The following is a 25,538-nucleotide window of genomic DNA, read 5'->3' as shown; positions in this document are numbered from 1 at the left end:
TGAGCGACGCCATCCTAAAAGACGACACCGGGTTGACCGAATGCTTCGCACGGCTTGACGGACTCTGTCGCGGCCGCATGCAGGCACTGCGCGAAACGACGCCCGTAGCCGCGCACGGAACCGGCACCCTGGCCAGCGTCGGCCGCCGCACGCGGCTGTGCCGGCGCGGCAGGACGACGCTGGCCGAATCCGCCGACACCGCCGAATTCGGCCACCGGCGACCACGCGGGGCGGACCGCCAGCGGCGGCGGCGCAAGCGGCGCGAACTCGTCGTCCGCATGCACGACCTTGCCGCCGACGACCGTCAGCACCGACGACAAGGATTTGATCTGCGCGTCGTCGATCGTGAAGTAGTCGTCCGTCAGCACCGCGAAATCCGCGTACTGGCCGGGCACCAGCGCGCCCTTGCGGTCGTCCTCGTTCGAGAACCATGCGCTGCCGACCGTATAGCGGCGCAGCGCTTCCATCCGGCTGAGCCGGTTGCGTTCGGGATAAAGCGCCGTGCCGCCGACGGTGCGCCCGGACACCATCCAGTACAGCGACACGAACGGGTTGTAGCTCGCGATGCGCGTCGCATCGGTGCCCGCGCCGACCGGCAGCCCGGCCGCCAGCATCGCGCGGATCGGCGGCGTGCGCGCGGCCGCTTCCGCGCCGTAGCGTGCAATGAAGTACTCGCCCTGGAACGCCATCCGGTGCTGGACCGTCACGCCGCCGCCGAGCGCGGCGATGCGCGCGATGTTCGCATCCGAAATCGTCTCGCAGTGATCGAAGAACCAGCGCAGCCCGTCGAACGGGATGTCGCGGTTCACGGCTTCGAGCACGTTCAGGAAACGGCCGATCGATTCGTCGTAGGTCGCGTGCAGCCGGAACGGCCAGCGGTGCCGCACCAGCAGCCGGACCACCGCGGCCAGTTCGGCCTCGAGCGCTGCGGGCAGATCGGGGCGCGGTTCGAGAAAATTCCCGAAATCGGCTGCCGAATACACCAGCAGTTCGCCGGCGCCGTTCATCCGCAGGAACCCGTCGCCATCGCCGGGCTGCGCCAGCGTCACCCATCGCGCGCAGTCGTCGAGCTCCTGTCCGGCATGCTGCACGAACAGGCTGTACGCGATGCGCACCGTCAGCTCGCCGCGCTTCGCGAGCGCCATGATCGCGCCATAGTCGTCCGGATAGGCCTGGAAATCGCCGCCCGCGTCGATCGCGCTCGTCACGCCGAGGCGGTTCAGTTCGCGCAGGAAGTGCCGCATCGAATTCATCTGCTCGTCGTGGCCGAGCTTCGGGGCCTTCTCGAGCGCCGCATGCAGGATGCCCATGTCCGGGCGCGCGATCAGCATGCCGGTCGGCCTGCCGAGGCGATCGCGCTGGATCTCGCCGCCGGGCGGATCGGCCGTATCGCGGCCATAGCCGATCGCGCGCAGCGCGGCCGCGTTCAGCAGCGCGCTATCGCCCAGGTGCATGATGAAGACCGGCGTGTCGGGCGCGATCGCGTTGAGTTCGGCCGCCGTCGGCCCACGCTTTTCCGCGAACTGGAATTCGGTCCAGCCGCCGACGACGCGCACCCACTGCGGCGCAGGCGTGCGCAGCACCTGGCGACGCAGCATGCAGAGCGCATCGGCGAGCGTCGGCACGCCGTCCCAGCGCAGTTCCAGGTTGAAGTTCAGGCCGCCGCGGATCACGTGCAGGTGCGAATCGTTCAGCCCCGGGATCACGGTGCGGCCGTTCAGGTCGATGCGCAGCGTGTCGGCGCGCGCATGGCGCATCACCTCGCGCCCGCTGCCGGTCGCGAGGATCCGGCCGTCCTTCACCGCGAGCGCGGTCACGAACGACTGCCGGTCGTCCTGCGTCGCGATCTTGCCGTTGCATACGATGAGGTCCGCCGTTTCGGCGGATTCCGTCGCCTTAAGCACCGTCCGGCCTCCTGTTTGCGCCGAAAGCCGGCATACGGCCGCACGCGGCATGCACCCGGATTGACGATACACGGACCATCCACTTCCCCTTGAACGTTGATCGATCGGACCGGCAGGCTGCGGCGCGATGGCGCGGCTGCGTCCTGCGCGGGCCGGGCGCGCCGTTACGCCACCTGCTGCATCGCATCCGCCGCCTCATGCCGCATCCGCGTACGGCCCGTCGACGGCGTCGTCTCCGGCCGGACGAAGTTCTGCACGCGCGCCAGCCGGCGCACGTCGAGCGCACGCGATTGCGGATCGAAATACCCTGACAGACCGGCCAGCAGCGACGAAGCCTGCCCGGTCCGCCCGCGCTCGATCAGGTGATCGGCGAGATCGAGCGTGCCGCGCAGCGCCCACATGGCTGCCCCTTGCCCGTTCGCGGTATGAATCCCCATCAGCAGATGACGGTGCCCGTCGGCTTCGCAGGAGATCGCGAGGTCCGCATCGGCGGTGCGTGCCTGCTCGAGCATCGCGAGCCCCCTGGCGCGCAGCAGCTCGGGCACGAACAGATGCTCGCCGTGCATGCGGCAGCGCGCGAGCGTCGCGTCGAGCTTCGTGCATGCCTCGGCCGCGCGGCCCGTGCGCGTCAGTCCTTCCGCGTACGCGACGATCAGCGGCGCGAGCGCGCGCTGAAAACCGCTCGCTTCGATGCGCCGCAGCGCGGGCTCGAGCCGCGCGAGACCGGCACCGGGGTGCCCGGTCTGCATGTCGAAGTGCCCGGCAAGGCATTCCGCGTGGCTGAGCCAGATGTCGAACCCGTTCGCCTCTGCGGTCGATCGCAGCGTCCCGAGATAATCGGAAATCACGTCGTGATCGCCATAGCGCAATGCAATCGGCACGGCCGCGGCGCCGAGCACGACGCACAGCGCCGGCGCCGACCCTGCGCGGCGCGCGCATTCGACCGCCTGCGCCGCCAGTCGCATCGCATATTCCGGGTCGCCCTGCATCCACACGAGCCGCGTCAGCATCGTCCGGCCGAGCGTCGCGACGTCGATCCCCAGCGCCGCCTCTGCACAGGACGGTTCGCCGACCTCGGCCAGTTCGGCCATCGCCGCCTCCAGCCGCTCGCGCGCCTGCGCATGCTCGCCGAAGTAATGCAGCGAGGTCGCGACCATCGCGTTCGCCAGCAGCCGCTGCGACCGGTCGCCCCGCCGCTCCGCGGCGCGCTCGAAGCGCGTCGCGTAGCGCAGCGATTCGTGGATGTCGGAGCGCGTCAGCATCGTGTTCCACAGCCCGACCAGCGCGCGCGCATCGAACGCCTCGTCGCCGATCCGGCCCGCGAGACCGAGCGTCCGGTCCCACATCGCCGCGGCCGTGTGCGTATCGCCATCGGTATGCAGCAGCGCCGCCGCATAGGCCGCGCGCAAGCGCATTTCGCGCGCCGCATCGATGCCCTCGGCCGCCCCGGCCTCGATTGCGTCGAGCGCTCGCCTCGCCGGGATCGAACATTCGCGCATCCGCGCCGGCTCCCGCAACGCGAGCGCCAGCGCGTCCACTTCCAGCGCGTGCGGCTCGGCCGCCGCGGGTTCGCGCGGCGCCGGCTCGCCCGCGGCGAGACGCAGGCTCGCGAGGTCCGCGGCTTGTGCGTGCGTCAGCATCCGCGCTTCCCCCTGCTCGCGTTCGTAGCGCGCATGACGCTCGGCGACGGCTTCGAATTCGCCCTCGTTGTGCAGCTTCTCGAGCGCATACGCGCGCGTCGATTCCGTCAACCGGTAGCGCGCCTGCGCGCCGTCGAACTCGACGGTCACCAGCGACTTCGCGACCAGTTCGCCGAGCACCGCGATCATCGCGGCGGCCGACATGCCGGGATCCATCGCCACCTCGCGGGCGGCATCGAACGTAAACGGGCCGATGAAGCACGCCATGCGACGAAACAGCGACCGGGCCGCCGCATCCAGCAGCACGTAGCTCCAGTCGAACGTCGCCCGCAGCGTCTGGTGGCGCGGCAGCGCCGAGCGCAGCCCGCCCGTCAGCAGGTTCAGCCGGTCGTCGAGACGCGACGCGACGACCTCGAGCCCGAGCGTCGCGACGCGCGCGGCGGCCAGTTCGATCGCCAGCGGCAGCCCGTCGAGGCGCCGGCAGATGTCGCCGATCAGCCTGACGCCGGCCGCGTCGACCTCGCAATCGGGCGTGGCGGCGCGAATCCGCGCCAGAAACAGCTCGACGGCCGAATGGCGCACGATCTCGTCGACCGACTCACTGCCGTCCGGCACCGCCAGCGGAGCCACGCGAAACACGGCTTCGACCGAGATATGAAGCGGCTCGCGACTCGTCACCAGCACGCGCAGCGGCGCGGCGCGCGACGTCAGCGTTTCGACGAGGTCGGCCACCAGGTCGACGACGTGCTCCGCGTTGTCGAGCACGAGCAGGCCGCGCGACGCGGCGCATGCGTCGCCGATGCGATCGGCGGCAGGCACGCCGTCCGTCTCGAGCCCCAGTTCCGCGGCAATCGCGAGCAGCACGTCGTCGCGCGTCGCGGCCCTGGCCAGCTCCACGAACAGGCCACGCTCGCCGGACCGGCTGCGCAGCTCGTGCGCGACGCGGTTGGCCAGGCTGGTCTTGCCGATGCCGCCCGCACCGACGAGCGTGACGACCGGCGCACGTCCGATCATGTCGACGATCTGCTCGATCTCGGCCTGACGTCCGACCAGCGGAACCGGATGAAAGGCAGCGGCAACCTCGGGCGGACATTCGGCCGCGCGCGGCGCCGCCGAGTGCGCGACCGGCGGCTGCGCGATCAGCAGGTAGCCGCGGCCCGGCACCGTCTTGATCAGGTCGCGATGCGCGCCCAGTGCCTTGCGCAACGTCGCGACATGGACCTGCAGCCGGTTTTCCTCGACGATCAGGCCCGGCCAGACGGCATCCATGATGTCGTCCTTCGACACGACGGAACCGTTCGCGCGATGCAGTACTTCAAGGATGTCGAGCGCGCGTGCGCCGATACGCAGCGACGCGCCGCGATCGCGAATGTCGCGCTGCTCGAAATCCACCGACAAATTCCCGATCTGGATCATGGCCGCCTCCAGGTTCCCCACGATGACCGCCATGTGAACGCGCGGTTCACCGGGGCGGGAGTCCGCATCCGGCCTGCGTTGCAGGCCGGGCGCAAAATCTCAAAATGTGGGCCGAGTGTAAACACGGGTTAAACAAAAATCTTGAAGAAAAATGCACTGGCACCGTGCATAAAGGCACGCCGCCGAACCCGCGGCGCGCGATTACGAATGGGGCAACATCGATCGGAATCGCGCCTTCGCTTGCCGGCCGGGCCTGGCGCGGCATGGATCGGCCGCATCAAGCATTCCGTCAGCCAGCGGACATTTATTCAAGTTATCTTGGGCCTGTCGGGCGTGCTATACACTGCACGCAACCAGGATGCTCGCGCACCGCCCCCAATCGAAGGATCGTTCCACCATGCCAGCCCCTCTCGCCGCGCCACCGGCGCCCCCGCCGAAAGACACGCTCGGATGCATCTCGAGCCTGCTATCCAAGGATATTGAAAGGTCGGTCGGCGGCCTGACGCTCCACCGCAAATGCATGCGCGACGAGCAATTCGAGCGCATCGAGATGGCGGCCAGCGATCGCGGCTTCCTGATCGGCGTGTCGCTGAACGGCGGGCACCGGCGCACGATCTACGGCGGGGCCGGCAAATCCGAGCGGCGGTTTCAGCACAACTCGATCTACATTCGCGACTTTTCCCGGAATTTCCGCGCCGACCTGTACGGCGAGTTCGACTTCCTGCTCGTCGAGCTGTCGCGCAGCTACCTCGAGCGCCTCGGCCGCGAGCACGGCGGAACGGCAATCGGCGGCCTGACCTGCGCGCCCGACGTGCAGGACGCGGTGCTGGGCCATCTCGCGCACGCCGTCGCCAACAGCCTCGACGCGGCGGGCGCGCTGAACACGCTGTTCGTCGAGCAGATGGGGCTCGCGATCGGCACGCATCTCGCATGCCGCTACGGCAATGCACACGCGCGCGACCTGCAGCGCAAGGGCCTGCTGTCGCCGGCCAAGGCGGCGCTCGCCAAGGAACTTCTGATGGAAAAGGCGAACCTCGGCGTATCGATCGAGGAAGTGGCCAACGAATGCGATCTGTCGCGCGGCTATTTCATCCGCGCGTTCTCGCGCACGACGGGACGCACGCCGCATCAATGGCTGCTCGAACAGCGCGTGATCCGCGCCCGGCAACTGATCGAGACGACCGACATGACGCTCGCGGAAATCGCGGCCGCCTGCGGCTTCGCGGACCAGAGCCACCTGAACCGCGTGTTCGTGCGCATCGTCGGCCATCCGCCGGGCGCATGGCGGCGCGAACTGTCGCGCTGAAACGGCCGCCGCGCGCGCACCATGCTCGTCATTGAAGCGGCGTCGCGTCGTAGTTGACCGGCACCCAGTCGTACTGCTCCCCGTCCCTGCGCAGATGCCCGAGCCCGGGAAACGCGATGTGCGCGGCACCGACCAGATAACGCTTGTCCGCGACGCGCTTCAGCGTATCGCGCCGGGTGCGGCGCGCCGCGTCGGCATCGCTGTCGTACTGGACGGTCGCGTCCGGATCCTGCAACTGGATCGCCGCGACGTGCACGATGTCGCCCCACGCGAGCAGCCCGGCGTCGCCGCTCTCGATCAGATAGGCCGTATGGCCCGGCGTATGGCCGGGCATCGGCACCGCGCGAATGCCGGGGGCGAGCGTCGCTTCGCCGCGAAACGTCTTGAAGCGTCCGGCCGCGACGTACGGCGCGACCGACGCGGCCGCCGCATCGAAAAACGACGCCAGGAACGCCGGCGCCTGTGCCTTGTTGTCCGGATCGAGCCAGTAATTCGCTTCGATCTCGTTTACGCGAACGACCGCATTCGGAAAGGTCATCCTGCCGTTCGACACAATGCCGCCGACGTGATCCTTGTGCAGGTGCGTGAGCAACACTTCGTCGATCTGCTCCGGCGCATAGCCTGCCGCGCGCAGGTTCGCGAGCAGCTTGCCGCAGCAGTCGCCATACAGCACGCCGGCGCCCGTATCGACGAGAATCCGCTTCGTTCCCGTATCGACCAGGAACGCGTTGATCGAACCCTGGACGGGCGGCTCCAGAAACTCGCGATCGAGATCGCGCCGGATGTCGTCCTTCGACACATCGCGGAAGACCGTATCGACCGGAAACGGATGCGTGCCGTCGGACAGCGCGACGATCCGAAGGTTGCCGAGCTTCTGCCGATAGAAGCCGGGGGCCTGGTTGCCGCCGCCCGGCTCGCCGGCGAACGCGACCGATGCGACGATGCCGACGCACCACGCGATGAGCAGCATGCGGCCCGAGCGCGCCGCGCGCGTGCGCCAGTTCAAGTTCTTCATGTCCGTTCCCCGGTTGCGTATCGACGTTGCGCGCGCCGGCTTGCCGGTCCGGCCGGCGTAGATGCGCGCGACACCGAGCTTACCGGCCGGATTCGCAATAATCCTGAGCGGGACATGAATCGTTCTGAAGGCCGGGCCTCGGCGGCGCCGGCCCGGATTCAGGCGGCCCGGTCACGCGCGTGCTGCGCGGCAATCAACGCATCGCGAAAGACGGCGGCCGGCTGCGCGCCGCTGACGACCGACAGCCCGATGCGCGTCGACGGCACCGACGCGACGCCTTCGCGCACCGCCTGCGCTTCGAGCGCGACCACCGCATCGAGCCCTTCGCCGGACGCCAGGAACGCACGCACCGCGTCGCCCGGCAAACCGGCGCCGGCCGCTATCTCGACCAGCACGTCCGCGTCGCCGATATCGCGGCCGTCGCGGAAATACGCGGCAAACAGCGCGTCGACGAGCGCGACCGCACTGCCGCGTTGTTGAGCGAACCAGACGAGCCGGTGGGCAAGCCGCGTGTTCGGCGTGCGTGCGATCCGCGCATGATCGAACACGAGGCCGGCCGCCCGGCCGGCTTCGGCCACATGCGCGTCGAGTGCCTGCGAGCGCGCCCAGCTGCCGAACTTCGCGCTCCGGTACGCCTTGCGGTCCATGCCGCCGGCCGGCATCGACGGGTTCAGTTCGAACGGCACGAACCGGACGCTCACGTGGCCGGCCAGGCCGGCTTCGTCAAGCGCCTCCGCGAGCCGGTGCTCCGCGATCCAGCACCACGGGCAGATGAGGTCGTAGGTCACCGTTACTTCGAGGGGTTTCATCGCAGGCTCCTTCCTGTACATTGCAGTCCGGAAGATAGCGCGTGCGGGCCGACGATAGAATGCGAACGGCACGCAATGCATCGTTGCGATACGCACAAAGACACGAAGACACGAAGACACAAAGGCGACGACATGGACAAATTCTCCGCGCTGCGCGCGTTCGTGGAAGTAGCGGAAGCCGGCGGCTTCTCGAGCGCGGGACGGCGCCTCGAGCTCGCGGCGTCGTCGGTGGTGCGCGCGGTGGATGCGCTCGAGGCGTCGCTCGGCACCGTGCTGCTGAACCGCACGACGCGACAGGTCACGCTGTCCGATGCCGGCTCCGTGTACTACGCACGCGCGAAGCGGCTGCTCGAGGAACTCGCGGAAGCCGACGCGCTGGTTTCCGATCGCGGCGACGAGCCGTCCGGACCGCTGCGCGTGTCGGTGCCGGTCGCGTACGGCGTGCGCCGCATCGCGCCGCACGTCGCGGCATTTCTCGCGCGCTATCCGAAGCTCGACCTCGACCTGCAGCTCACCGACGAACGCGTCGATCTCGTCGCCGGCCGGATCGACGTCGCGATCCGGCTCGGCGAAGCGGCGCCGTCCGCGGAAGTCGTCGCGCGGCAGCTCGGCACGTTCCAGCGCTATGTCGTCGCGAGCCACGACTACCTCGATGCGCACGGCACGCCGTCGGCGCCGGGCGAGCTGGTCGATCACGGGTGCCTGCGCTTTCACTTCGGCGGCGACCAGCAGGCGTGGACGTTTGCCGATGCGCACGGCACGACGAAAGTGCTGGTCGCCGGGCGCCTGAAGTCGAATCACAGCGAGGTGTTGCGCGATGCCGTGCTCGACGGCGCCGGCATCGCGCTGCTGCCCGACTGGCTGGTCGACGCCGACGTCCAGTCGGGCCGCCTGCGCAGGCTCTTCGAACAGTACGACGTCACGCCCGATGCGGCGCGCTCGGTCGTCACCGCACTCTACCTGCCGAATCAGCGCGGCTCGAAGCGCGTCACGGCGTTCATCGATTTTGTCGAGGCGCTGGCGCGCACGCAGCAGTGAGCCGGCGGCGCGCCGTGCCGCATTACCAGCCGAACTTCGCTTCCATGCCGACATAGTCGGCATTGCGCGCACCGAGCGCGCGAATCGAGTTGGCGACCTGGAAGTGCACGGCCTCGACGGCCAGCGCCACGTTCGCATTGACGAGCCAGTCCACACGGGCCTGCGCATACATGCCCGTCCACGAACCGCCCTTGCCGGCCGTGCCCGGCACCGCCGACATCCCTTGCCCGTAGATCGCGTCGGCCGTCGTCTCGCGCCACTGGAAACCGACCGCGGTCAGCACCGTCACGGTGCTGGCCGGCTTGAACGTCAGCGAAGGCTTCACGTGAATCAGGTTGCTGTAGCCGGTGTAGCCGGCGAGCGTGAAGTAATAGCCGTTCGGAAACAGCGGGTTGAAGGTGCCCATGCGCCCGTCGCCGGGATGCTTGTCGCCCGACGCGCCGTCGACCTGGATGCCGATGCGCGGCGTGCCCGCCGTCTTCGTGAACGTGTAGCCGCCCAGCGCGCCGAACGCCCACGCACCGATCGTGTCCTGTCCGATGTGCCCCGTCTGGAGCATCGCCTCGACGTCCCAGTCGAGCCGGCCGGATTTGCCCGCGTAGCGCATGTCGAACACGTCGCGCCGCTCGGTGCCGGCTCCGGCGAGATAACGTGCGTTGTCGCGCGTATAGCGCGACCAGTAGGCCGACAGGTCGCCGGGGCCCGTGCCGCTGCGCTCGACGCGCACGCCGTCGAATCTCAGGTGCCGGTTCGACACGTCGTCGAACACCGCGTCGTTGCGATATTGCACCGGGCGCGTGACATAGCCGATCAGCCGCCATTTGCCGATTTCGTAGTTCGCCCACAGCGCGTCGAACGCCTGGCGCACGTTCGGCCCGTCGCGCACCGACACGAACCGCTGCAAGTCGAACGCCATCTCCTGCCGGCCGATGCGGGTCTTGAGCGTGCCGCCGCCCACCTGGTCGACATACGCGACGAACGCCTGCTCGATATCGAGCTGATCCTTGTCGACGGGGCCGACCGTATCCTTGCCGAACGGCCGCGCATCGACGAACTGGACGAACGCCTGGAAATGCCCGGCATAACGCAGATCCGCGTGCACCGTCGCGCGCTGGATCACGTAATTGTCGTCATGCGCGGCGCCGAGCCCGAACAGCGGCGCGTTGTTCAGCTCGAAGCGCTCGCGCAGGTTCGCGCCGAGCGACAGGTAGGTCGACGGGTCGGCGCCCAGCGGGATGTACTTCAGCGCATCGAGCGGCTTGCGCGGCACGCACGGATCCGCGAGTACCGACCAGTCTTCCTGCCAGCGATTGAACAGCAACGTGGGGCGCTTTGCGGTGCACGTCGCGCCGGCGGTCGAGGCCGGCGCCGCGGCATCGGCCGCCGCGGCTTCCTCGGCGCCGGCCGCCGTCCCGGCGTACGTCGCGACGCCGCCCGCCAGCACGGCGGCCGGCAGCACGCCCCGCCACGCCCGTCTCATCGGCCGGCGGTCCATCATTTCGACCGCGCGTGGATCTCGGCGACGTAGCCGCCCGGGAACTGCACGAGCGCCGCATCGCGCCCGTCCGACGTGAAGGTCGGCACCAGCACGGTCACGCCCGCTGCCTGCGCCTGCTTCAGCGTCGCGGCCAGATCCTGCACTTCGTAGCCGGTCATCTCGCGGCCGAACGGGTAAGGCAGATGGCCGTCCGTGGCCAGCACGGTCATCTTGCCGAAGCCCGACTCGATGCGGATACGGCGATACGTGTCGTTCGGCCGGCCGATCTCGATGCCCGGCGCCTTGCGCACGTCGGACACGACCTTGCCGCGCGAGAACGCGACGAAGTCGTGCACCAGCTTGCTCGCGCTTTCCGGCGACACGTACACGCGGTTTTCCGGCACCGTCTGCAGCGCGTCGTAGTGCGGCGCCTGGGTGTGCCAGTAAAGCTGCATGTTCACGCCGCCCGGCCAGCGGACGATCGCGTCGCGGCCGATCGGGTCGGGGAACGTGTCGACGATCACGTCCGCGCCGTGCGCGCGCGCCGACTTCACCGCGACGTCCATGTCGGTGACGAGATAGCCGGTGCGCTCCTCGCAGAACGGATACGGGATCGGCGTCTTGAAGCCGAACACCGAGATCGTGCCGACCGGCGTCAGCACGAGCTGCGACATCGTCTGGCTCGGCGTCGGCGTGACCTGGAACACGCCCTGCTGCGACTTCTTGCCGCCGAACGTCGCGACGAAGCTGTCGGTGAAGCGGTCGAAATCTTCCGGCGCGACGCACACGTGCGTCGTGTCGTATTGCGGGCCGACCGCGACGGCCGGCACACGCGCGGACGAGGACTGGAGCAGACGCGTCTCGTCGGCATGAGCCGGCGCGGTCGCCAGCAAAGCGCCGAGCACGGCCGTCGACGCGGCCGTCATCCGCAATACTTGTCGCAACTTCAGTGCAATCATCGAATTCTCCTTGAAAGTGGCACGCGCAGCCGTATGCTGCGCGCGCATTCAGCGTGACGTCGGCCCCGCGTCGGGCCGACCGGATTGATAGGCGAGGAAGCACAGCGCCGCGAGCGGCAGCGCCAGCGCCCAGAAGGCCGCGAACACATAAGCCGCCGCCCCCGCGCCGGCCCCGAGCGCAAAGCCCGCGACCGGCGGCAGCGTGCGCCGCAGCCGCGCCCGCGCGGCGTCCCGTTCGGCAGGAGCTGCGAGCGGCACGAGCCAGTCGAACGCATCGATCACCGCCTGCGTGACATTGCCCGTCATCACCGTGTTGGCGACGACCGAGCGGGCCGTCAGCCGGCCGTGCGCGTTCTGGACGCCCATCGCCGCGGCGCCGAGCAGGCCGCACAGGATCGTCCGCGGCGCGTCGGCGTCGGCGATCGGCGATGCCATCACGCCGGCCAGCATGAACCCGGCCAGCAGCACGGCCTGCAGCGCATACAGCGAACGTGCGCGCACGCCATGGCCCAGCACGCGCATCCGATGGTCGAGCACGCGCGCGCCGACGATGCCGGCGATGAAGGCCGGAAACGCGAGCCACTTGATCACGAGCCCTTGCCCGACGCCCGCCAGCCCCGAACCGATCAGGATGAAGTTGCCGGTGACGTGCGCGGTGAACAGGCCGAACAGCGCGACGAAGCCGAGCGTGTCGACATAACCGGCGATCGACGCGAGAAACACGTCCTCGCCGCGCACGTGATCGGGCGCGGCGGCGGCGCCCGCGGTTACTTGCTGCGAAGGCATGAGCCGGTTTCCTGGAATGTGTCGACTGCGCCGGCGCCCGCAATGCCGGCGCCCGACGAGATCAGATAAAGCATGTTCCGCTCCGGTTTCGCCGACTGGTCCGGCTTGCCGACTGGCATCCGGCCCATGCGGCGGTTCGGAAGCTAGAGTAGTGAAGGCCGGCCTAAATGTCTTGGCGGCGGCCTGAAATTTTCTGAATCCGCCGGCTCGAGCGCAGGACGGGGCGCCGGTCCGGTTCGACGCAGGGAGATCCCGCAAGGAATTCAGCGCCGCAACAAAAGCCGCGCCGCAAACCGTATTCGCGGCCCCGATCGTGCTATTTTTCGATCGATAGTTTAGGCATGCGCGCCATCAGGAGCCGAGGAATGACCGAAAGAAAACGCAGCACGCCGGCCCGCGAGCCCGGGACCGACACCGACGGCAACGCCGTCACGCCGGGCCGCCGGCTCGCGCCGGAAGCGCGCGAGCGTCAGATCGTCGAGAAGGCGATCGAGCACTTCGCGACGCACGGCTTTTCCGGCAGCACGCGCGAGCTCGCGCGGCAGATCGGCGTCACCCAGCCGCTGCTGTACCGGTACTTTCCGAGCAAGGAAGCGCTGATCGATCGTGTCTACGACGAGATCTACACGTGGGATCCCGACTGGGAAAAGCTGATCTCCGATCGCGCGGTCCCGCTGCAGGAGCGGCTCGTCGCGTTCTACCGCGCGTACGCGCAAACCATCCTGCGGCGCGAATGGATCCGCACCTTCATCTTCGCGGGGCTCAGCCGCGAGGGGTTCAACACGCGCTACCTGTCGCGGCTGCGCGAACGCGTATTCCTGCCGGTGCTGCGCGAGCTGCGGTACGAATACGACATCGCCACGCCGGCGACGGAAGCCCAGCGCAATGCGGAAATCGAACTGGTCTGGAGCCTGCACGCGAGCATCTTCTATTTCGGCGTCCGCAAGTGGGTCTACGGCCTGCCGGTGCCCGACGATCTCGACACCGAAATCGAACGGCTGATCGACGCATTCCTGCACGGCACGCCCGCCGCGCTGAAGCAGCTCGCGTCGGGCGCGACCGGCCGGCGCCGCCGGCGCGCGTGACGCGGCGGCGGCCGGCGATCGCGCTCGGATCGCGCTCGGATCGCGTGCAATCGCGGCGCGACGCTCGACGACGGTCGAATTGGCATCCGGCATTTTTACGCGCTGGCGCCTTCGTGGGTCGTGCCGATCGTCGGACCGCCGTTTGCGGCGCGATTCACGCGAGGGTCAGCGGACACCGGCCATCCGGCCAGGACGTGATCGTGATGAAGCGGTCGATGCCGGCCGTGCGCGCCACCAGACGAATTCAGAACAATTTATCCGGCGCATCGCGCGCTTCGCCTATCCTCGACAGGCATTCGCGCCCACGCCTGCTGCGCGCGGGACGAACCGAACAGGGACCGCCACATGACCATCGCCACGCCTTCGATCACCCACCACACCGTCACCGCGAACGGCATCCGCCAGCACTACATCGATGCCGGTAGCGGGCCCGTCGTCGTCCTGCTGCACGGCTTCCCGGAAACCAGCTTCGCGTGGCGCTTCCAGATCCCCGCGCTGGCGCAGCGCTACCGCGTGATCGCGCCCGACCTGCGCGGCTACGGCGAAACCGACAAGCCGGCCGCCGGTTACGACAAACGCAACATGGCGCGCGACCTCGCCGAACTGCTCGACACGCTCGGCATCGGCCGCATCGCGCTCGTCGGGCACGATCGCGGCGCGCGCGTCGCGACGCGTTTCTCGAAAGACTTCCCCGAGCGCGTCGAGCGGCTCGTCGTGATGGACAACGTGCCGACGCGCATCGTCGCGCAGAACATGACCGCGCAAACGGCGCGCGCGTACTGGTTCTTCCTGTTCCACCAGGTGCCGGATTTGCCCGAAGCGTTGATCGCCGGCAAAGAGGCCGAATGGCTGAGCTATTTCTTCTCCGACTGGTGCTACAACCCGCACGCGATCTCCGGCGACGCGTTCGACACGTACGTGCGTGCGTATCGGCGTCCGGGCGCCGTGCGCGGCGCACTGGCCGACTATCGCGCGAACGCGGAAGACGTGAAGCAGGATCTCGTCGATGCGAACGTCAGGATCGCATGCCCGACCATGGCCATCTGGGGCGAGGATTTCTATGCGGTCGGCAAGATGTTCGACATGAAATCCGTGTGGGAAAGCATGGCGACGAACCTGCGTGCCGAGCCGATCGCGCAGTGCGGCCACCTGCCGCAGGAGGAGCAGCCGGAGCGCGTGAACGCGCTGCTGCTCGACTTCCTGAAGCACTGGGAAGGCTGAACCGCCGCGCGCGACGGATCATCGGGAGGAAGGAACCATGAGCGACGTTTCGGGCCCGCTGGCGGTCGTCATCGGCGGATCGGTGGGCGGGCTTTTCACGGCTACCGCGCTGCGCGCGGCCGGATGGCGCGTCAAGGTCTTCGAGCAATCGCCGAACGACCTCGACAGCCGCGGCGGCGGCATCGTGCTGCAAGCGCCGATCGAACGCGCATTCACGTTCGGCGGCGTGCCCGTGCCGCGCGATGCGGGCGTCGATTCGGTCGACCGGATCTATCTCGACGAGCACGACCGGATCGTGCAACGCCTGCACATGCCGCAAACGCAGACCGCGTGGAACGTGATCTACACGGCCCTGAAGCGCGCGCTGCCGGCCGGCGTCGTGCACGCCGGCGTATCGTTCGAGCGGTTCGCGCAGGAAGGCGACCGCGTGATCGCGCATTTCGCGGACGGCCGCGTCGAGCAGGCCGACCTGCTGGTCGGCGCCGACGGCGGCCGCTCGAACGTGCGCGCGCAACTGCTTCCCGATGTGCGGCCCGCATACGCGGGTTATGTCGCGTGGCGCGGGCTCGTCGACGAGCATCTGCTTCCCGACACGGTGCTGCGGGTGCTGCGCGACCGCTTCACGTTTCAGCAAGGCGACGCGCATCTGTTCCTGACCTATCTGGTGCCCGGCCGCGACGGCGCGATCGAACCGGGCAAGCGGCGCGTGAACTGGGTCTGGTACCGGCGGCTCGCCGCGGATCGTCTGCCGTCGCTGTTCCTCGCGCAGGACGGCACGCAGCGCGACGGATCGCTGCCGCCCGGCGCGATGCGGGACGACAACCGGCTCGAACTCGTTGATGCCGGCCGCCGGATGCTTGCGCCGACGCTCGCCGCGCTCGTCGATGCAACGCAAGCACCGTTCGCGCAGGCGATCCTGGATCTCGCGGTCGACCGCATGGCTTTCGGCCGCGCGGTGTTGCTCGGCGACGCAGCCTGCCTCGTCCGGCCGCATACGGCCGCCGGCGTCGCGAAAGCGGCGGAGAATGCGGTCGGTCTCGCCGACGCGCTGCGCGGCGTCGTGCACGGCCCTGCGTTCGACGCCGCGCTGTCGCGCTGGGAAGCCCGTCAGCTTGCCGCCAATGCGTCGCTGTCCGAACTCGGCATCTCGCTCGGCACCCGGATCATGGGGCGCGCGTGACCGGCCATCGGATGCGCGGTGCATCGTTCGATCATGCGATGGTCTCCGACATACCGCCGTCGACCGGCAACGCGGTGACGAACCTTTTATGTTTCAGATGCTCGAACCGGGCGCCGATTTCATTCGAACGCGACGACGTTCTCCTGATCCGGTCGCGCCGGGTCGCCCGGCGAGGCCCACGTCGGGCTTGAAACCATGAAGTCACATGGGCGTCTTACCGCTGCACCGCGTCAACCCGCCGCAACCAACGAATTGAACGACGTATCCCAGAACGGCGCGACATTCGCCGGTCCGTCCAGCACGCCGATACGCGCGAACACATCCGCGACCTGCTGATGCCGCGCCACCACGTCGGGCGTCACCGGCAGCAGCGCATAGTCGTCGCTGCGCTGCTCGAACATCGCGACGAGATCGGCAACCGGCACGCGCGTCTCGCGGTTCTGCACGAGCGCATAGTCGCGGAAATGCCCGTTCGCCCACGCATACGCGTGCCGGAACCGCAGCAGCAGATCGCCCGTCGCGGCACGACGGCGCGCATCGTCGAGCGTGCGCGGGTTCGCGTAGACCGGAAAATTGCCCGACAGATAACCCTTCCCCGTCTTCAGCACGCGCGCGCCGTAGCGATTGCGCGCGAGCTGGCCGTTGTAGCCGTAGATCGCCCACGCGTCGATGTCGCCGCGATCGTATGCGGACAGACCATCCGTCGGCGACAGGTTGATCGGCTGGATGTCGTCGAAGCTCAGGCCGGCCTCCGCCAGCTGGCGATACAGGAAATAGTGCGACGTCGTCGCGCGCACGTAGCCGACGCGCTTGCCCTTCAGTTCCGCGATGCTGCGGATCGGCGTGTCCTTGCGTGCGAGCGTGACCTGGTTGTTCAGGTCTTCGCGTGCGCGGGAGATGAACCGCACATTGGCCTTCTGGCGCGCGGCGAACACCGCCGGAATTTCGCTACCCGAACCGATATCGAGCGCATCCGCATTGAGCGCCTCGATGTGCAGCACGCCGTTGTTCAGCTCGCGCCATTCGATCCGGTACGGCGTGTCGCCGAGGCCGGCCGCCTGCAGCAGCGCGCGCCAGCCGCCCTTGTAGGTCGCGACGCGCAGCGTCGTGCCGGCGAGATCGGCATTGACGGCCGGCGCGGCGAACACGGCCCTTGCGGAAAACGGGGCCCACGGGGCCGACACGACCGCGGCACCGGCGAGCAGCAGGCGGCGGCGCGCCGCCGAAATTGACGACATCGGATGCTCCTGTCAGTCGGATCAGAATCGGACAAGAAGTGAAAACCACCGCATCAATGAAGCACCGGAAACCCGTGGCGTTCGGCCAGCAGTTCGAGGATGCGCCGTGCGTCGGTGACGAAGCGCACGTCGCCGAGCGTCTGCGCATCGTCGGGCGCCGGCTGGTCGCGGCCGAGCACGAGCACCGGCAGGCCCTGGTGCGCGTCGTCGAGCGCGTCGATCACCGCGTGCCGCGGCCGCTCGAAACCGATTCGCTTCACGTCGATGCGGCCGGCGCGGTCGGGCGCGCTCGCCAGCAGCCCTTCGATCGACAGTCCATGCGGACAGACGAAGCGTCGGCCCGGATGCTTCGGATCGCTAAAGCCCGGTTCCAGCAAAAACAGCACATCGCGACTCATGTCAAACGGCTCCCGTGTTCGTTGTACGACCGGGATGAACGCGCGCGTCGGCGCCCTCGTGTTCCCGGAGCATGCCGGCCCGCGACCGGATGCCCGACTCTACCGTCACGCATCGCACTGCCCTACCAACGTTTTGCGAAATCGATATGCGGCCGCGCATAGCGCATCGGCCATTCGCCGCACAGGGCGGCGTTGCATAAAAGCATCGCGAGCCGAACCGCATGCATTGCGGACATCGAACGATTTCATCGATCGATATGACGGCAGCCGCACGTTTGCAGCGCTCGACGTTCGCCGTCGGTGCGATGCGTTCGCCGCAGCATGTGCGCCGGACGCGATCGCGACGCACGTGTCGAGCGTGCGGCGACGCACATTGCAAATCCGCCGCGCAGCGATTTGCAAACCACGGATCGACCGTTCAGCGCGGCGCCCGTCGTCAATAGCATCGTGATCCTCGTAGATGTAGTCATAAAAACAGAGGATGGTCATGATCAAAAAATCGGTAGTCCTGGGTTTGGTTTCGATCGGTTCGGTCGGCGCGCATGCGCAGAGTTCCGTCACGTTGTACGGCGTCGTCGATGCCGGTATCGCCTATACGAACAACCAGGGCGGCGCGAGCAACATCCAGCAGACGAGCGGCAAGCTGAGCGGCAGCCGCTGGGGCCTGAAAGGCGCGGAGGATCTCGGCGGCGGCCTGCAGGCGGTCTTCACGCTCGAAAGCGGGTTCCGGCCGAGCGACGGCGGGCTCGGCCAGGGCGGCCGCCTGTTCGGCCGCTCCGCGTACGTGGGCCTCGCGAAGAAGGGGCTCGGCACGCTGACGTTCGGCCGCCAGTACGAGCCGATCACCGATCTCGTCGCGCAGTACTCGGGGTCCGGCTTCTGGTCGCCGGCCACGCACGTAGGCGACAACGACAACCTGAACCAGAGCTTCCGGCTGAACAACGCGGTGAAGTTCCGCAGCGACACGATCGCCGGCTTCACGGCCGACCTGCTCTATGCGTTCAGCAACCAGGCGAACGGCGGCGCGGGCACCGGTTTCTCGAACAACAACGCGTGGGGCGTGTCGGCGAACTACGTGAACGGCCCGCTGTCGGTCGGCGGCGGCTACGTGCGGCTCAATCATCCGAACGCGACGTCGAATACCAGCGGCGCGGTGGGCGGCGCGACCTCGGCCACCGGCAACGACTACAGCGGCGCGTTCTTCTACGGGCTGAACGGCGGCGTGCTCAGGCAGCAGATCGGCGCCGTCGGCGCGAACTACGCGCTCGGCCGCGCGACGCTCGGCTTCGCATGGAGCCACACGCAGCTCGACTATGTCGACGGCTCGTCGCGCAAGTTCAACAACTACGACGTGAACGCGCGTTACCAGATCACGCCGGCGGCCACGCTGATCGGCGTCTATACGTTCACCGACGGGCGCGCGAGCGGCTTGCCGGGCACCGGCGGCCAGACGCTGAAGCCGCGCTGGCACCAGTTCACGCTCGGGTTCGACTACGCGTTGTCGAAGCGCACCGATCTCTACCTGTCCGGCATCTACCAGCTCGCGGCCGGCGATCCGAGCACGGCAACGTCGGGCGGCTATCGCAAGGTCGCGGTGATCTCGAACATCGGCAGCGCGTCGTCGACGAACCGCCAGGTCGCGATCGTCAGCGGGCTGCGCGTGAAGTTCTGACGGCACGCGCATCGGGCGCGGCGCAATCAGCACGATAAGCAAAGCGGGAATCGTTGTTTGCCGCGTTGCGCCCGGTTGCCGAGAATGTCCGTTTCCCCGCGTGCGGCCGCCGCACGCGATACGCGTTCGACCATGACCGATTCCCGTGTTCCTTCCCGCCCGCCGCGCCCCGGCCGGCGCGCGGCGCTGCGCCAGCTCGCCGGCGGATGGGCCGCCGCGCTGCTGCCTGCCGGCGGCGCGCTCGCAAGCCAGCCGCTCTCCCCGCTGGACGTGCCGCCGTGGACCCGTTCGCCGGGCGCGCCGCTGCTGTCGCCGCCGTACGGCGTGCCGGGCCCGCACGAACGCGACGTGATCCGCCGCAGCGCCCGCACGCCTGTGCTGCCCGGCTCCGGCTCGTCGATGACGCCGCTCGCCGACCTGTTCGGCGACCTCACGCCGAACGGCCTCGTGTACGAACGTCATCACGCCGGGGTGCCCGAGATCGATGCGCAGCGCCATCGCGTCGTCGTGCACGGCCTCGTGCGCGAGCCGCGCGTGTTCACGCTCGACGACCTGCTGCGCTTCCCGTCCGAATCACGAATCCACTTCCTCGAATGCTCGGGCAACACCGGCAGCGAATGGAACGGCCCGAGCGGGCTGCCCGTCCAGTTCACGCACGGGCTGCTGTCGTGTTGCGAATGGACGGGCGTCCGGCTGTCGACGCTGCTCGACGAAACCGGCATCGACCCGTCCGCGCGCTGGCTGCTCGCCGAAGGCGCCGACGGCGCGGCGATGACGCGCAGCCTGCCGCTCGACCGGATCCTCGAGCGCGCGCTCGTCGTCTATGCGCAGAACGGCGAGCGGCTGCGCCCCGAGAACGGCTACCCGGTGCGGCTGATCGTGCCGGGCTTCGAAGGCAACACGAACATCAAGTGGCTGCGGCGGCTGAAGCTGGTTCGCGCACCGGAGATGACGCGCGAGGAAACGTCGAAATACACGAACCTGCTGCCCGGCGGCTGCGCGCGCCAGTTCGTGTTCGAGATGGACGCGAAGTCGGTGATCACGCGGCCGTCGGCCGGCCATCGGCTCGCTGCGCACGGCTATCACCCGATCGGCGGCTATGCGTGGTCGGGCCGCGGCCGGATTCGCGCGGTCGACGTATCGACCGACGGCGGCCGCACATGGCGACCCGCGCGGCTCGCCGGCGACGTGCGCGATCGTGCATTGACGCGCTTCGAGGCGGACTGGGTCTGGAACGGCGAGCCGGCCGACCTGCAAAGCCGCGCGACCGACGACACGGGCTACGTGCAGCCGACCCGCGACGCGCTCGTCGCCGCGCGCGGGCTCAATTCGCAGTATCACTACAACGGCATCCAGAACTGGCGCGTCGGCACGGACGGCGAGGTGCGCAATGCGTAAGCCGCTCGCCTGCCTGCTCGCTGCGTCCGTGGTCGTGTCGAACGCCTTCGGCGCAGGCTTCGGCCTCGGGCAGCCGGTCGACCGCGCGGCGCTCGCCGCGTGGGACATCGACGTCGCGCCCGACGGCAGCGGCCTGCCGCCCGGCTCGGGCACGGTTGCGCGCGGCGGCCATGTGTTCGCGGACAAGTGCGCGATGTGCCACGGCGCCGGCGGCGAAGGCGGCGTCGGCGATCCGCTCGTCGGCGGCCTCGGCTCGCTCGCGGGTGCAAAACCGAAAAAGACCGTCGGCAGCTACTGGCCGTATGCGACCACGCTGTTCGACTACATCCGCCGTGCGATGCCGTACAACGCGCCGCAATCGCTGAGCGCGGACGACGTCTACGCGGTCACCGCATACGTGCTGCACCTGAACGGCATCGTGCCCGATGACGCGCGGCTCGATGCGCGCACGCTGCCGCGCGTGAAGATGCCGAACCGCGACGGCTTCGTGCCCGACCCGAGGCCGGGCCGGTTATGACGCGGCGCGATCCGCTCGCCGTGCAATCCGCAATCGCTCCTGCGCGAACCGCCGCAGCGCGTGCGCATCGCCTTCGTTCGGCTTCAGCGCGCACACACCCCGCAAGGAACCCGTCATGAGCGAAACCACCCTCGCCGCGCCCGTCGCACCGTCGCCGTTCGTCGACGTCCGCTCGCCGGCGGACTTCCCCGACAGCCCCGTGTCGCGCGCGCTCGCGCAGCCGCTGATGCTCGGGCTGTTCCTGCCGATCCAGGCCGGCGGATGGAGCGCATCGACGCTGCCGCGCTCGACCGACTGGACCTTCGACTACAACGCCGACCTGGTCGCACGCGCCGAAGCGCTCGGTTTCGATCTCGTGTTCGCGCTGTCGCAGTGGCTGCCGAAAGGCGGCTACGGCGGCGTGTTCGACGGCCAGGCACTCGACTCGTTCATGACGCTGGCCGCGCTGACCGCACGCACCGAGCGGATCATCCTCGTCGCGACGAGCCATGTGCTCTACGGGCCGTGGCATCCGCTGCATTTCGCGAAATTCACCGCGACGCTCGATCACATCTCGCGCGGGCGCTGGGGCATCAACGTCGTGACCGGCCATCGCGCGATCGAGCACGAGATGTTCGGCTGGAACCGGATCGAGCACGACCGGCGCTACGAGATGGCCGCCGAATTCCTCGACGCGGTCCAGCAGTTGTGGGCGCAACCGGACAATTTCAGCTACGCGCCCGCACTGTCGAGCTGGCGCCTGGGCGGCGCATTCGTGACGCCGAAGCCGCGCTACGGTCGCCCGCTGCTGATCAACGCGACCGGCTCCGACTCCGGCATCGATTTCGCGGCGCGCTATTCGGACATCGTGTTCGTCACGAGCCCGGCCGGCCCCGACGTTGCCCTCGCGCTCGACGCGCTGCCTGCGCATACCGCACGCGTGAAGGCGGCCGCCGCGGCACGCGGCCGGACGATCCGCACGCTGCTCAATCCGCTCGTGATCTGCCGCGAGACGGCGGCCGAAGCGCGCGCGTACCGCGACGCGATCGTCGCGCATGCGGACGAAGGCAGCTTCCACCGCTTCGACAGCGACGCGCATGCGTGGCGCGGCGGCTTCGAACAGCGCTCGCAGGCAGCGGCACGCGCGATCGGCGGCAATATCTCGATCACGGGCTCGCCCGCGGAAGTTGCCGACACCATCGTGCGACTGCACCGCGCGGGCATCGACGGGATCCAGTTGAGCTTCTACGACTTCAAGCCCGATCTCGACTTCTTCGGCGAGCGCGTGCTGCCGCTGCTGCGCGACGCCGGGTTGCGGCGCTGAAGTCAGGCGGCGGAAACGTCGCGCGCGCGGCAGGATCAGAACACGCGCCCTTCGGTCAGGTGCGTCGTCACGCCGTTCAGTTCGTAGTCGCCGATCACGCGCGCCTTGTGCAGCAGCGGGTTGTGGCTGAAGATCGTGCGCAGGTTGCGCCAGTGCCGGTCGAGGTTGTGTTCGCGCGCCGTCGCCGACGCGCCGCCGACTTCGAACAACCGCTCGGCCGCATGCAGCGCGAGCTTGCTGACGATCAACTGCGTGCGCGCGGTCGCGAGCGCACTGTCGAGCACGAGCGCATGCGCATCGGCGTCGCCGGCCTCGATCGCGTCGGCGGAGCGGTCGAGCGCCCGCGCGTTTTCGCGCACGAGCCCATCGATCGCGTGACTGTGCGCGGACAGTTCGCCGACGATCTGCTGGATGAAATGATCGTCGCGCGCGGTCGGCGCCGGGCTGTGCAGCGCCGGGCGGCCGTGCGCGAGCACGTAGCGGCGCGCATCGGCGACCACGTTGCGCACGATGCCCGCACCCGTCGCGACGAGATGAAGCTGCCGCAGCGCGCCGCAATGGCGGCCGACGAGCGACGCACCGTCGCGCGCGGCCACTTCGTCCGCGAACACCTGCACGTCGTCGAGCAGCAGGCTGCCGCTCGCGGTCATGCGCTGCCCCATCCCGTCCCAGTCGTCGAGCACCTGCACGCCGTCGCGCGCGACCGGAATGATCACGGCAAGCGCGTCGCTCTGCTCGTTCTCCACGTTGATGCGCGCGAAATCGGCAAACGCGGTGCCCGTCGAATAATATTTGCGCCCCGTCACGCGATGGTGAGCACCGTCCCGGCGCAGTACGGTCGTGTTCTCGCCGGGCCGCGACGTGCCGCGCTCGGTCGACGCACCGCCGAAGATCGCGCCGGCCAGCGCGCGTTCGAGCTGCACGTCGTTGAACGGCGTGCGCGGCGACAGCCGCAGCGTCTCGGTCATGTCGTAGTGGATGCGCAGCGCGTGCGCGAGATTCGAATCGGCCGCGGCCAGCGTCGCGATCGTGTCGAACAGATCGACCAGCGTGCCGCCGAGGCCGCCGCGCGCCACAGGAATCCGCAGCACGCCCAGCGCCGAGCGCCGGAAGATCGCGAAGCCTTCGAACGGCAGTTCGCGACGCGCCTCGCGTTGCGCGGCATCCTGCCCGATCGCGTTCGCGAGATCGGGCAGCGCGGCAAGCGCGTCGCGCAACGCGTCGCGCGGGTCGACGGCATCACGGGCAGTCATTCGGCGGTTCCTTATGCGAGAAGATCGGGAGCGTCGCTGCGTCGCGTGGTCGAGGCATTCGCGACACGGCGCACGCGCGGCACCGCAAAGTATAGGGACGCACCCGACGCGCGCGAAAAACCGATTTCAGCTTTTGTTATGCGCGCGCCGGGAATGGCGGCGCACCATCGCGTCAGTGCTGGATGCCCCAGCGCCGCACGGTCGCGCGTTCGAGCGTGTCGAACACGAGGTTCTCGACGAGCAGGCCGATCACGATGACGGCCGCGAGACCCGCGAACACGCGGTCGGTATACAGCTCGTTGCGGTTCTGGAAGATGTACCAGCCGAGCCCGCCCTGCCCCGCGCTCGCGCCGAACACGAGCTCGGCCGCGATCAGCGTGCGCCACGCGAACGCCCAGCCGACGCGCAGGCCCGACAGGATCGACGGCAGCGCGGCCGGCACGAGGATCAGCGCGATCTGGCGCAGGCCCGTGAGGCCGTAGTTGCGCCCGGCCATCCTCAGTGTGGCCGGCACGCCGGCAAAACCCGTGTACATGCTGAGCGCGAGCGGCCACAGCACCGCGTGCACGAGCACGAACAGCAGGCTGCCGGTGCCGAGCCCGAACCACAGCAGCGCGATCGGCAGCAACGCGATCGACGGCAGCGGATTGAACATCGACGTGAGCATCGTCAGCAGGTCGCGGCCGATGCGCGTCGATACCGCGAGCGACGTCAGCGCGAACGCGAAGAACACGCCCAGCGCGTAGCCGCGCAGCAGCACCGACATCGAGATGCCCGTCTTCACGAGCAGTTCGCCCGACTCGATGCCCTGCACGAACGCGGCCAGCGTCGCGCCGAAGGTCGGCACGAGCAGATCGTTCGCGACGATGCGCGCGACGATCTCCCATGCGGCGATCAGCACGAGCGCGATGACGCTGCGGCGAAACCAGCCCGCGCCGGCGATGCGGCGCAACAGCGGGGCCGGCGCCGCGCGTTCGGCGTCGGGCAGCGTGTCGAGCGTGCGTTCGTATTCGGCGCGAACGGGCGGCAGCGGCGGCAGGACCGGATCGATCGTGCTCATGATGCGGCTTCCTCGGTCGTCGGCGCGTTCGTTGCATCGGTATCGAACAGCAGGCGATGGATCCGCGCGACGTTATCGCGGAAGTCGCCGGTGTCGACGCTGTCGACGCTGTCGAGCGAATGCTCGTGACTGTTGAGTTCCGCGCGCACGCGGCCCGGATGCGGCGACAGCAGCAGGATCCGGTTGCCGACGACGAGCGCTTCCTCGATCGAATGCGTGACGAACAGCAGCGTGAAGCGAAACTCGTCCCACAGCCGCAGCAGTTCCTGCTGCATCTTGCGGCGCGTGAGCGCGTCGAGCGCGGCGAACGGTTCGTCCATCAGCAGCACGCGCGGCTGCATCGCCAGTGCGCGCGCGATCGCGACGCGCTGCTTCATGCCGCCCGACAGCGTGTGCGGATACGCTTCGGCGAATGCGCCCAGCCCGACCTTGTCGAGATAGTGCAGCGCGCGTTCGCGTGCTTCGACACGCGACAGCTTCGCGGCGGCGCGCAACGGAAACGCGACGTTCTCGACGACCGTCTTCCACGGCGGCAACTGGTCGAACTCCTGGAACACCACGATGCGGTCGGGCCCCGGCCCGCGCACGGGCTGGCCGTCGAGCGCGATCGAACCCGACACGGGCTCGATGAAGCCGGCAATCGCCTTCAGCAGCGTCGACTTCCCGCAACCCGACGGGCCGAGCAGCACGAAGCGGTCGCTGCCGTACACGTCGAAGCTCACCTGGTGCGTCGCGCGAACGATCCGCGCGCCGCTCCGGTATTCGAGATTCACGCGGTCGATGGCGAGCAGGCGTTCGCTGTGCGCGCCGGCCTGCGCGGGCCGGATCGCCGCGCGCGCGTCGGGCGCGGCCTGGGCGGCGGG

Annotated in this window: 22 protein-coding genes; 9 read left to right on the top strand and 13 right to left on the bottom strand. The window is 68.9% G+C overall.

Going from position 1 to position 25,538, the window contains the following annotated elements; all coding sequences use genetic code 11:
* Nucleotides 1–14 precede the first annotated feature (14 nt).
* Complete coding sequence (locus ACPUER_RS22200; RefSeq protein WP_425132125.1) at nucleotides 15–1,904, bottom strand: amidohydrolase; 1,890 nt, start codon at nucleotides 1,902–1,904, stop codon at nucleotides 15–17.
* 164 nt (nucleotides 1,905–2,068) lie between these two features.
* Nucleotides 2,069–4,960, bottom strand: coding sequence for an ATP-binding protein (locus ACPUER_RS22195; RefSeq protein WP_425132124.1), 2,892 nt, complete (start codon nucleotides 4,958–4,960; stop codon nucleotides 2,069–2,071).
* A 397-nt stretch (nucleotides 4,961–5,357) separates the two neighbouring features.
* Here ACPUER_RS22195 and ACPUER_RS22190 point away from each other — a divergent pair, with 397 nt between their 5' ends.
* Nucleotides 5,358–6,266: a helix-turn-helix domain-containing protein gene (locus ACPUER_RS22190; protein ID WP_425132123.1), complete on the top strand. Its 909-nt coding sequence runs from the start codon at nucleotides 5,358–5,360 to the stop codon at nucleotides 6,264–6,266.
* A 28-nt stretch (nucleotides 6,267–6,294) separates the two neighbouring features.
* On the opposite strand, the gene ACPUER_RS22185 is transcribed toward ACPUER_RS22190, so the two are convergent.
* Together ACPUER_RS22185 and ACPUER_RS22180 are read right to left on the bottom strand one after the other, a co-directional pair.
* The gene (locus ACPUER_RS22185; protein WP_310134013.1) at nucleotides 6,295–7,281 is read right to left on the bottom strand and encodes an MBL fold metallo-hydrolase; all 987 of its coding nucleotides are present in this window, start codon (nucleotides 7,279–7,281) and stop codon (nucleotides 6,295–6,297) included.
* A gap of 158 nt (nucleotides 7,282–7,439) precedes the next feature.
* Nucleotides 7,440–8,090 (bottom strand): DsbA family oxidoreductase, encoded by a 651-nt coding sequence (locus tag ACPUER_RS22180; RefSeq protein WP_310134010.1) that lies wholly within the window; start codon nucleotides 8,088–8,090, stop codon nucleotides 7,440–7,442.
* A gap of 132 nt (nucleotides 8,091–8,222) precedes the next feature.
* On the opposite strand from ACPUER_RS22180, the gene ACPUER_RS22175 reads away from it, so the two are divergent.
* Nucleotides 8,223–9,128, top strand: a complete 906-nt coding sequence (locus tag ACPUER_RS22175) for a LysR family transcriptional regulator (RefSeq protein ID WP_425132122.1) — start codon at nucleotides 8,223–8,225, stop codon at nucleotides 9,126–9,128.
* 22 nt (nucleotides 9,129–9,150) lie between these two features.
* Here the strand turns inward: ACPUER_RS22175 and ACPUER_RS22170 are convergent, their stop codons facing one another.
* The 3 genes from ACPUER_RS22170 to ACPUER_RS22160 are packed head-to-tail and all read right to left on the bottom strand — an operon-like array spanning nucleotide 9,151 to nucleotide 12,350.
* Complete coding sequence (locus ACPUER_RS22170; RefSeq protein WP_072438000.1) at nucleotides 9,151–10,608, bottom strand: alginate export family protein; 1,458 nt, start codon at nucleotides 10,606–10,608, stop codon at nucleotides 9,151–9,153.
* 14 nt (nucleotides 10,609–10,622) lie between these two features.
* Nucleotides 10,623–11,564: a glyoxalase gene (locus ACPUER_RS22165; protein ID WP_175961681.1), complete on the bottom strand. Its 942-nt coding sequence runs from the start codon at nucleotides 11,562–11,564 to the stop codon at nucleotides 10,623–10,625.
* Nucleotides 11,565–11,612: 48 nt separating this feature from the next.
* On the bottom strand, nucleotides 11,613–12,350 hold the full coding sequence (locus tag ACPUER_RS22160; protein ID WP_425132121.1) for a YoaK family protein: 738 nt from the start codon (nucleotides 12,348–12,350) through the stop codon (nucleotides 11,613–11,615).
* A 365-nt stretch (nucleotides 12,351–12,715) separates the two neighbouring features.
* Here ACPUER_RS22160 and ACPUER_RS22155 point away from each other — a divergent pair, with 365 nt between their 5' ends.
* The 3 genes from ACPUER_RS22155 to ACPUER_RS22145 all read left to right on the top strand — a co-directional run bounded on the left by ACPUER_RS22155 (nucleotide 12,716) and on the right by ACPUER_RS22145 (nucleotide 15,836).
* Nucleotides 12,716–13,435, top strand: coding sequence for a TetR/AcrR family transcriptional regulator (locus ACPUER_RS22155; protein WP_175961683.1), 720 nt, complete (start codon nucleotides 12,716–12,718; stop codon nucleotides 13,433–13,435).
* Nucleotides 13,436–13,780: 345 nt separating this feature from the next.
* A complete protein-coding gene (locus tag ACPUER_RS22150; protein ID WP_425132120.1) occupies nucleotides 13,781–14,656 on the top strand; it encodes an alpha/beta fold hydrolase in 876 nt (291 codons plus the stop codon).
* Between the two features lie 37 nt (nucleotides 14,657–14,693).
* Complete coding sequence (locus ACPUER_RS22145; protein ID WP_425132119.1) at nucleotides 14,694–15,836, top strand: FAD binding domain-containing protein; 1,143 nt, start codon at nucleotides 14,694–14,696, stop codon at nucleotides 15,834–15,836.
* A gap of 230 nt (nucleotides 15,837–16,066) precedes the next feature.
* On the opposite strand, the gene ACPUER_RS22140 is transcribed toward ACPUER_RS22145, so the two are convergent.
* From ACPUER_RS22140 to ACPUER_RS22130, 3 genes are all read right to left on the bottom strand, one after another.
* Entirely contained in the window at nucleotides 16,067–17,074 is a 1,008-nt protein-coding gene (locus ACPUER_RS22140) for an ABC transporter substrate-binding protein (protein WP_425132118.1), read from the bottom strand.
* Nucleotides 17,075–17,127: 53 nt separating this feature from the next.
* Entirely contained in the window at nucleotides 17,128–17,472 is a 345-nt protein-coding gene (locus ACPUER_RS22135; RefSeq protein WP_072437935.1) for a DUF3088 domain-containing protein, read from the bottom strand.
* A gap of 105 nt (nucleotides 17,473–17,577) precedes the next feature.
* On the bottom strand, nucleotides 17,578–17,961 hold the full coding sequence (locus ACPUER_RS22130; protein ID WP_425132117.1) for a hypothetical protein: 384 nt from the start codon (nucleotides 17,959–17,961) through the stop codon (nucleotides 17,578–17,580).
* Here ACPUER_RS22130 and ACPUER_RS22125 point away from each other — a divergent pair.
* From ACPUER_RS22125 to ACPUER_RS22110, 4 genes are all read left to right on the top strand, one after another.
* Nucleotides 17,960–19,144, top strand: coding sequence for a porin (locus ACPUER_RS22125; RefSeq protein WP_425132116.1), 1,185 nt, complete (start codon nucleotides 17,960–17,962; stop codon nucleotides 19,142–19,144). The two genes, ACPUER_RS22130 and ACPUER_RS22125, sit on opposite strands and share 2 nt — an antisense overlap.
* A 132-nt stretch (nucleotides 19,145–19,276) precedes the next feature.
* Complete coding sequence (gene soxC, locus ACPUER_RS22120) at nucleotides 19,277–20,542, top strand: sulfite dehydrogenase (protein WP_425132115.1); 1,266 nt, start codon at nucleotides 19,277–19,279, stop codon at nucleotides 20,540–20,542.
* Nucleotides 20,535–21,059, top strand: a complete 525-nt coding sequence (locus tag ACPUER_RS22115; protein WP_425132114.1) for a c-type cytochrome — start codon at nucleotides 20,535–20,537, stop codon at nucleotides 21,057–21,059. Before soxC ends, ACPUER_RS22115 begins: the two co-directional genes overlap by 8 nt.
* 115 nt (nucleotides 21,060–21,174) lie before the next feature.
* A complete protein-coding gene (locus ACPUER_RS22110; protein ID WP_425132113.1) occupies nucleotides 21,175–22,362 on the top strand; it encodes an LLM class flavin-dependent oxidoreductase in 1,188 nt (395 codons plus the stop codon).
* 35 nt (nucleotides 22,363–22,397) lie between these two features.
* Here ACPUER_RS22110 and ACPUER_RS22105 read toward each other — a convergent pair whose 3' ends face one another.
* The 3 genes from ACPUER_RS22105 to ACPUER_RS22095 all read right to left on the bottom strand — a co-directional run.
* Complete coding sequence (locus tag ACPUER_RS22105; RefSeq protein ID WP_425132112.1) at nucleotides 22,398–23,615, bottom strand: acyl-CoA dehydrogenase family protein; 1,218 nt, start codon at nucleotides 23,613–23,615, stop codon at nucleotides 22,398–22,400.
* Between the two features lie 172 nt (nucleotides 23,616–23,787).
* Nucleotides 23,788–24,675: an ABC transporter permease gene (locus tag ACPUER_RS22100; RefSeq protein ID WP_175961694.1), complete on the bottom strand. Its 888-nt coding sequence runs from the start codon at nucleotides 24,673–24,675 to the stop codon at nucleotides 23,788–23,790.
* The coding region (locus ACPUER_RS22095; RefSeq protein ID WP_425132111.1) for an ABC transporter ATP-binding protein at nucleotides 24,672–25,538 on the bottom strand (867 nt) is incomplete at its 5' end. The genes ACPUER_RS22095 and ACPUER_RS22100, both read right to left, overlap by 4 nt.

This window comes from Burkholderia sp. DN3021 (genome assembly GCF_049805555.1).
Lineage (GTDB): Bacteria > Pseudomonadota > Gammaproteobacteria > Burkholderiales > Burkholderiaceae > Burkholderia > Burkholderia pyrrocinia_C.
This window is presented reverse-complemented; position numbering and strand designations above follow the sequence as displayed.

Coding starts and splice junctions, on each gene's coding strand:
- ACPUER_RS22150 (WP_425132120.1), top strand. CDS start 13,781: ATGACCATCGCCACGCCTTCGATCACCCACCACACCGTCACCGCGAAC.
- ACPUER_RS22135 (WP_072437935.1), bottom strand. CDS start 17,472: ATGAGTCGCGATGTGCTGTTTTTGCTGGAACCGGGCTTTAGCGATCCG.
- ACPUER_RS22180 (WP_310134010.1), bottom strand. CDS start 8,090: ATGAAACCCCTCGAAGTAACGGTGACCTACGACCTCATCTGCCCGTGG.
- soxC (WP_425132115.1), top strand. CDS start 19,277: ATGACCGATTCCCGTGTTCCTTCCCGCCCGCCGCGCCCCGGCCGGCGC.
- ACPUER_RS22185 (WP_310134013.1), bottom strand. CDS start 7,281: ATGAAGAACTTGAACTGGCGCACGCGCGCGGCGCGCTCGGGCCGCATG.
- ACPUER_RS22110 (WP_425132113.1), top strand. CDS start 21,175: ATGAGCGAAACCACCCTCGCCGCGCCCGTCGCACCGTCGCCGTTCGTC.
- ACPUER_RS22105 (WP_425132112.1), bottom strand. CDS start 23,615: ATGACTGCCCGTGATGCCGTCGACCCGCGCGACGCGTTGCGCGACGCG.
- ACPUER_RS22170 (WP_072438000.1), bottom strand. CDS start 10,608: ATGAGACGGGCGTGGCGGGGCGTGCTGCCGGCCGCCGTGCTGGCGGGC.
- ACPUER_RS22165 (WP_175961681.1), bottom strand. CDS start 11,564: ATGATTGCACTGAAGTTGCGACAAGTATTGCGGATGACGGCCGCGTCG.
- ACPUER_RS22115 (WP_425132114.1), top strand. CDS start 20,535: ATGCGTAAGCCGCTCGCCTGCCTGCTCGCTGCGTCCGTGGTCGTGTCG.
- ACPUER_RS22190 (WP_425132123.1), top strand. CDS start 5,358: ATGCCAGCCCCTCTCGCCGCGCCACCGGCGCCCCCGCCGAAAGACACG.
- ACPUER_RS22145 (WP_425132119.1), top strand. CDS start 14,694: ATGAGCGACGTTTCGGGCCCGCTGGCGGTCGTCATCGGCGGATCGGTG.
- ACPUER_RS22125 (WP_425132116.1), top strand. CDS start 17,960: ATGATCAAAAAATCGGTAGTCCTGGGTTTGGTTTCGATCGGTTCGGTC.
- ACPUER_RS22160 (WP_425132121.1), bottom strand. CDS start 12,350: ATGCCTTCGCAGCAAGTAACCGCGGGCGCCGCCGCCGCGCCCGATCAC.
- ACPUER_RS22175 (WP_425132122.1), top strand. CDS start 8,223: ATGGACAAATTCTCCGCGCTGCGCGCGTTCGTGGAAGTAGCGGAAGCC.
- ACPUER_RS22140 (WP_425132118.1), bottom strand. CDS start 17,074: ATGTCGTCAATTTCGGCGGCGCGCCGCCGCCTGCTGCTCGCCGGTGCC.
- ACPUER_RS22130 (WP_425132117.1), bottom strand. CDS start 17,961: ATGACCATCCTCTGTTTTTATGACTACATCTACGAGGATCACGATGCT.
- ACPUER_RS22100 (WP_175961694.1), bottom strand. CDS start 24,675: ATGAGCACGATCGATCCGGTCCTGCCGCCGCTGCCGCCCGTTCGCGCC.
- ACPUER_RS22155 (WP_175961683.1), top strand. CDS start 12,716: ATGACCGAAAGAAAACGCAGCACGCCGGCCCGCGAGCCCGGGACCGAC.
- ACPUER_RS22195 (WP_425132124.1), bottom strand. CDS start 4,960: ATGATCCAGATCGGGAATTTGTCGGTGGATTTCGAGCAGCGCGACATT.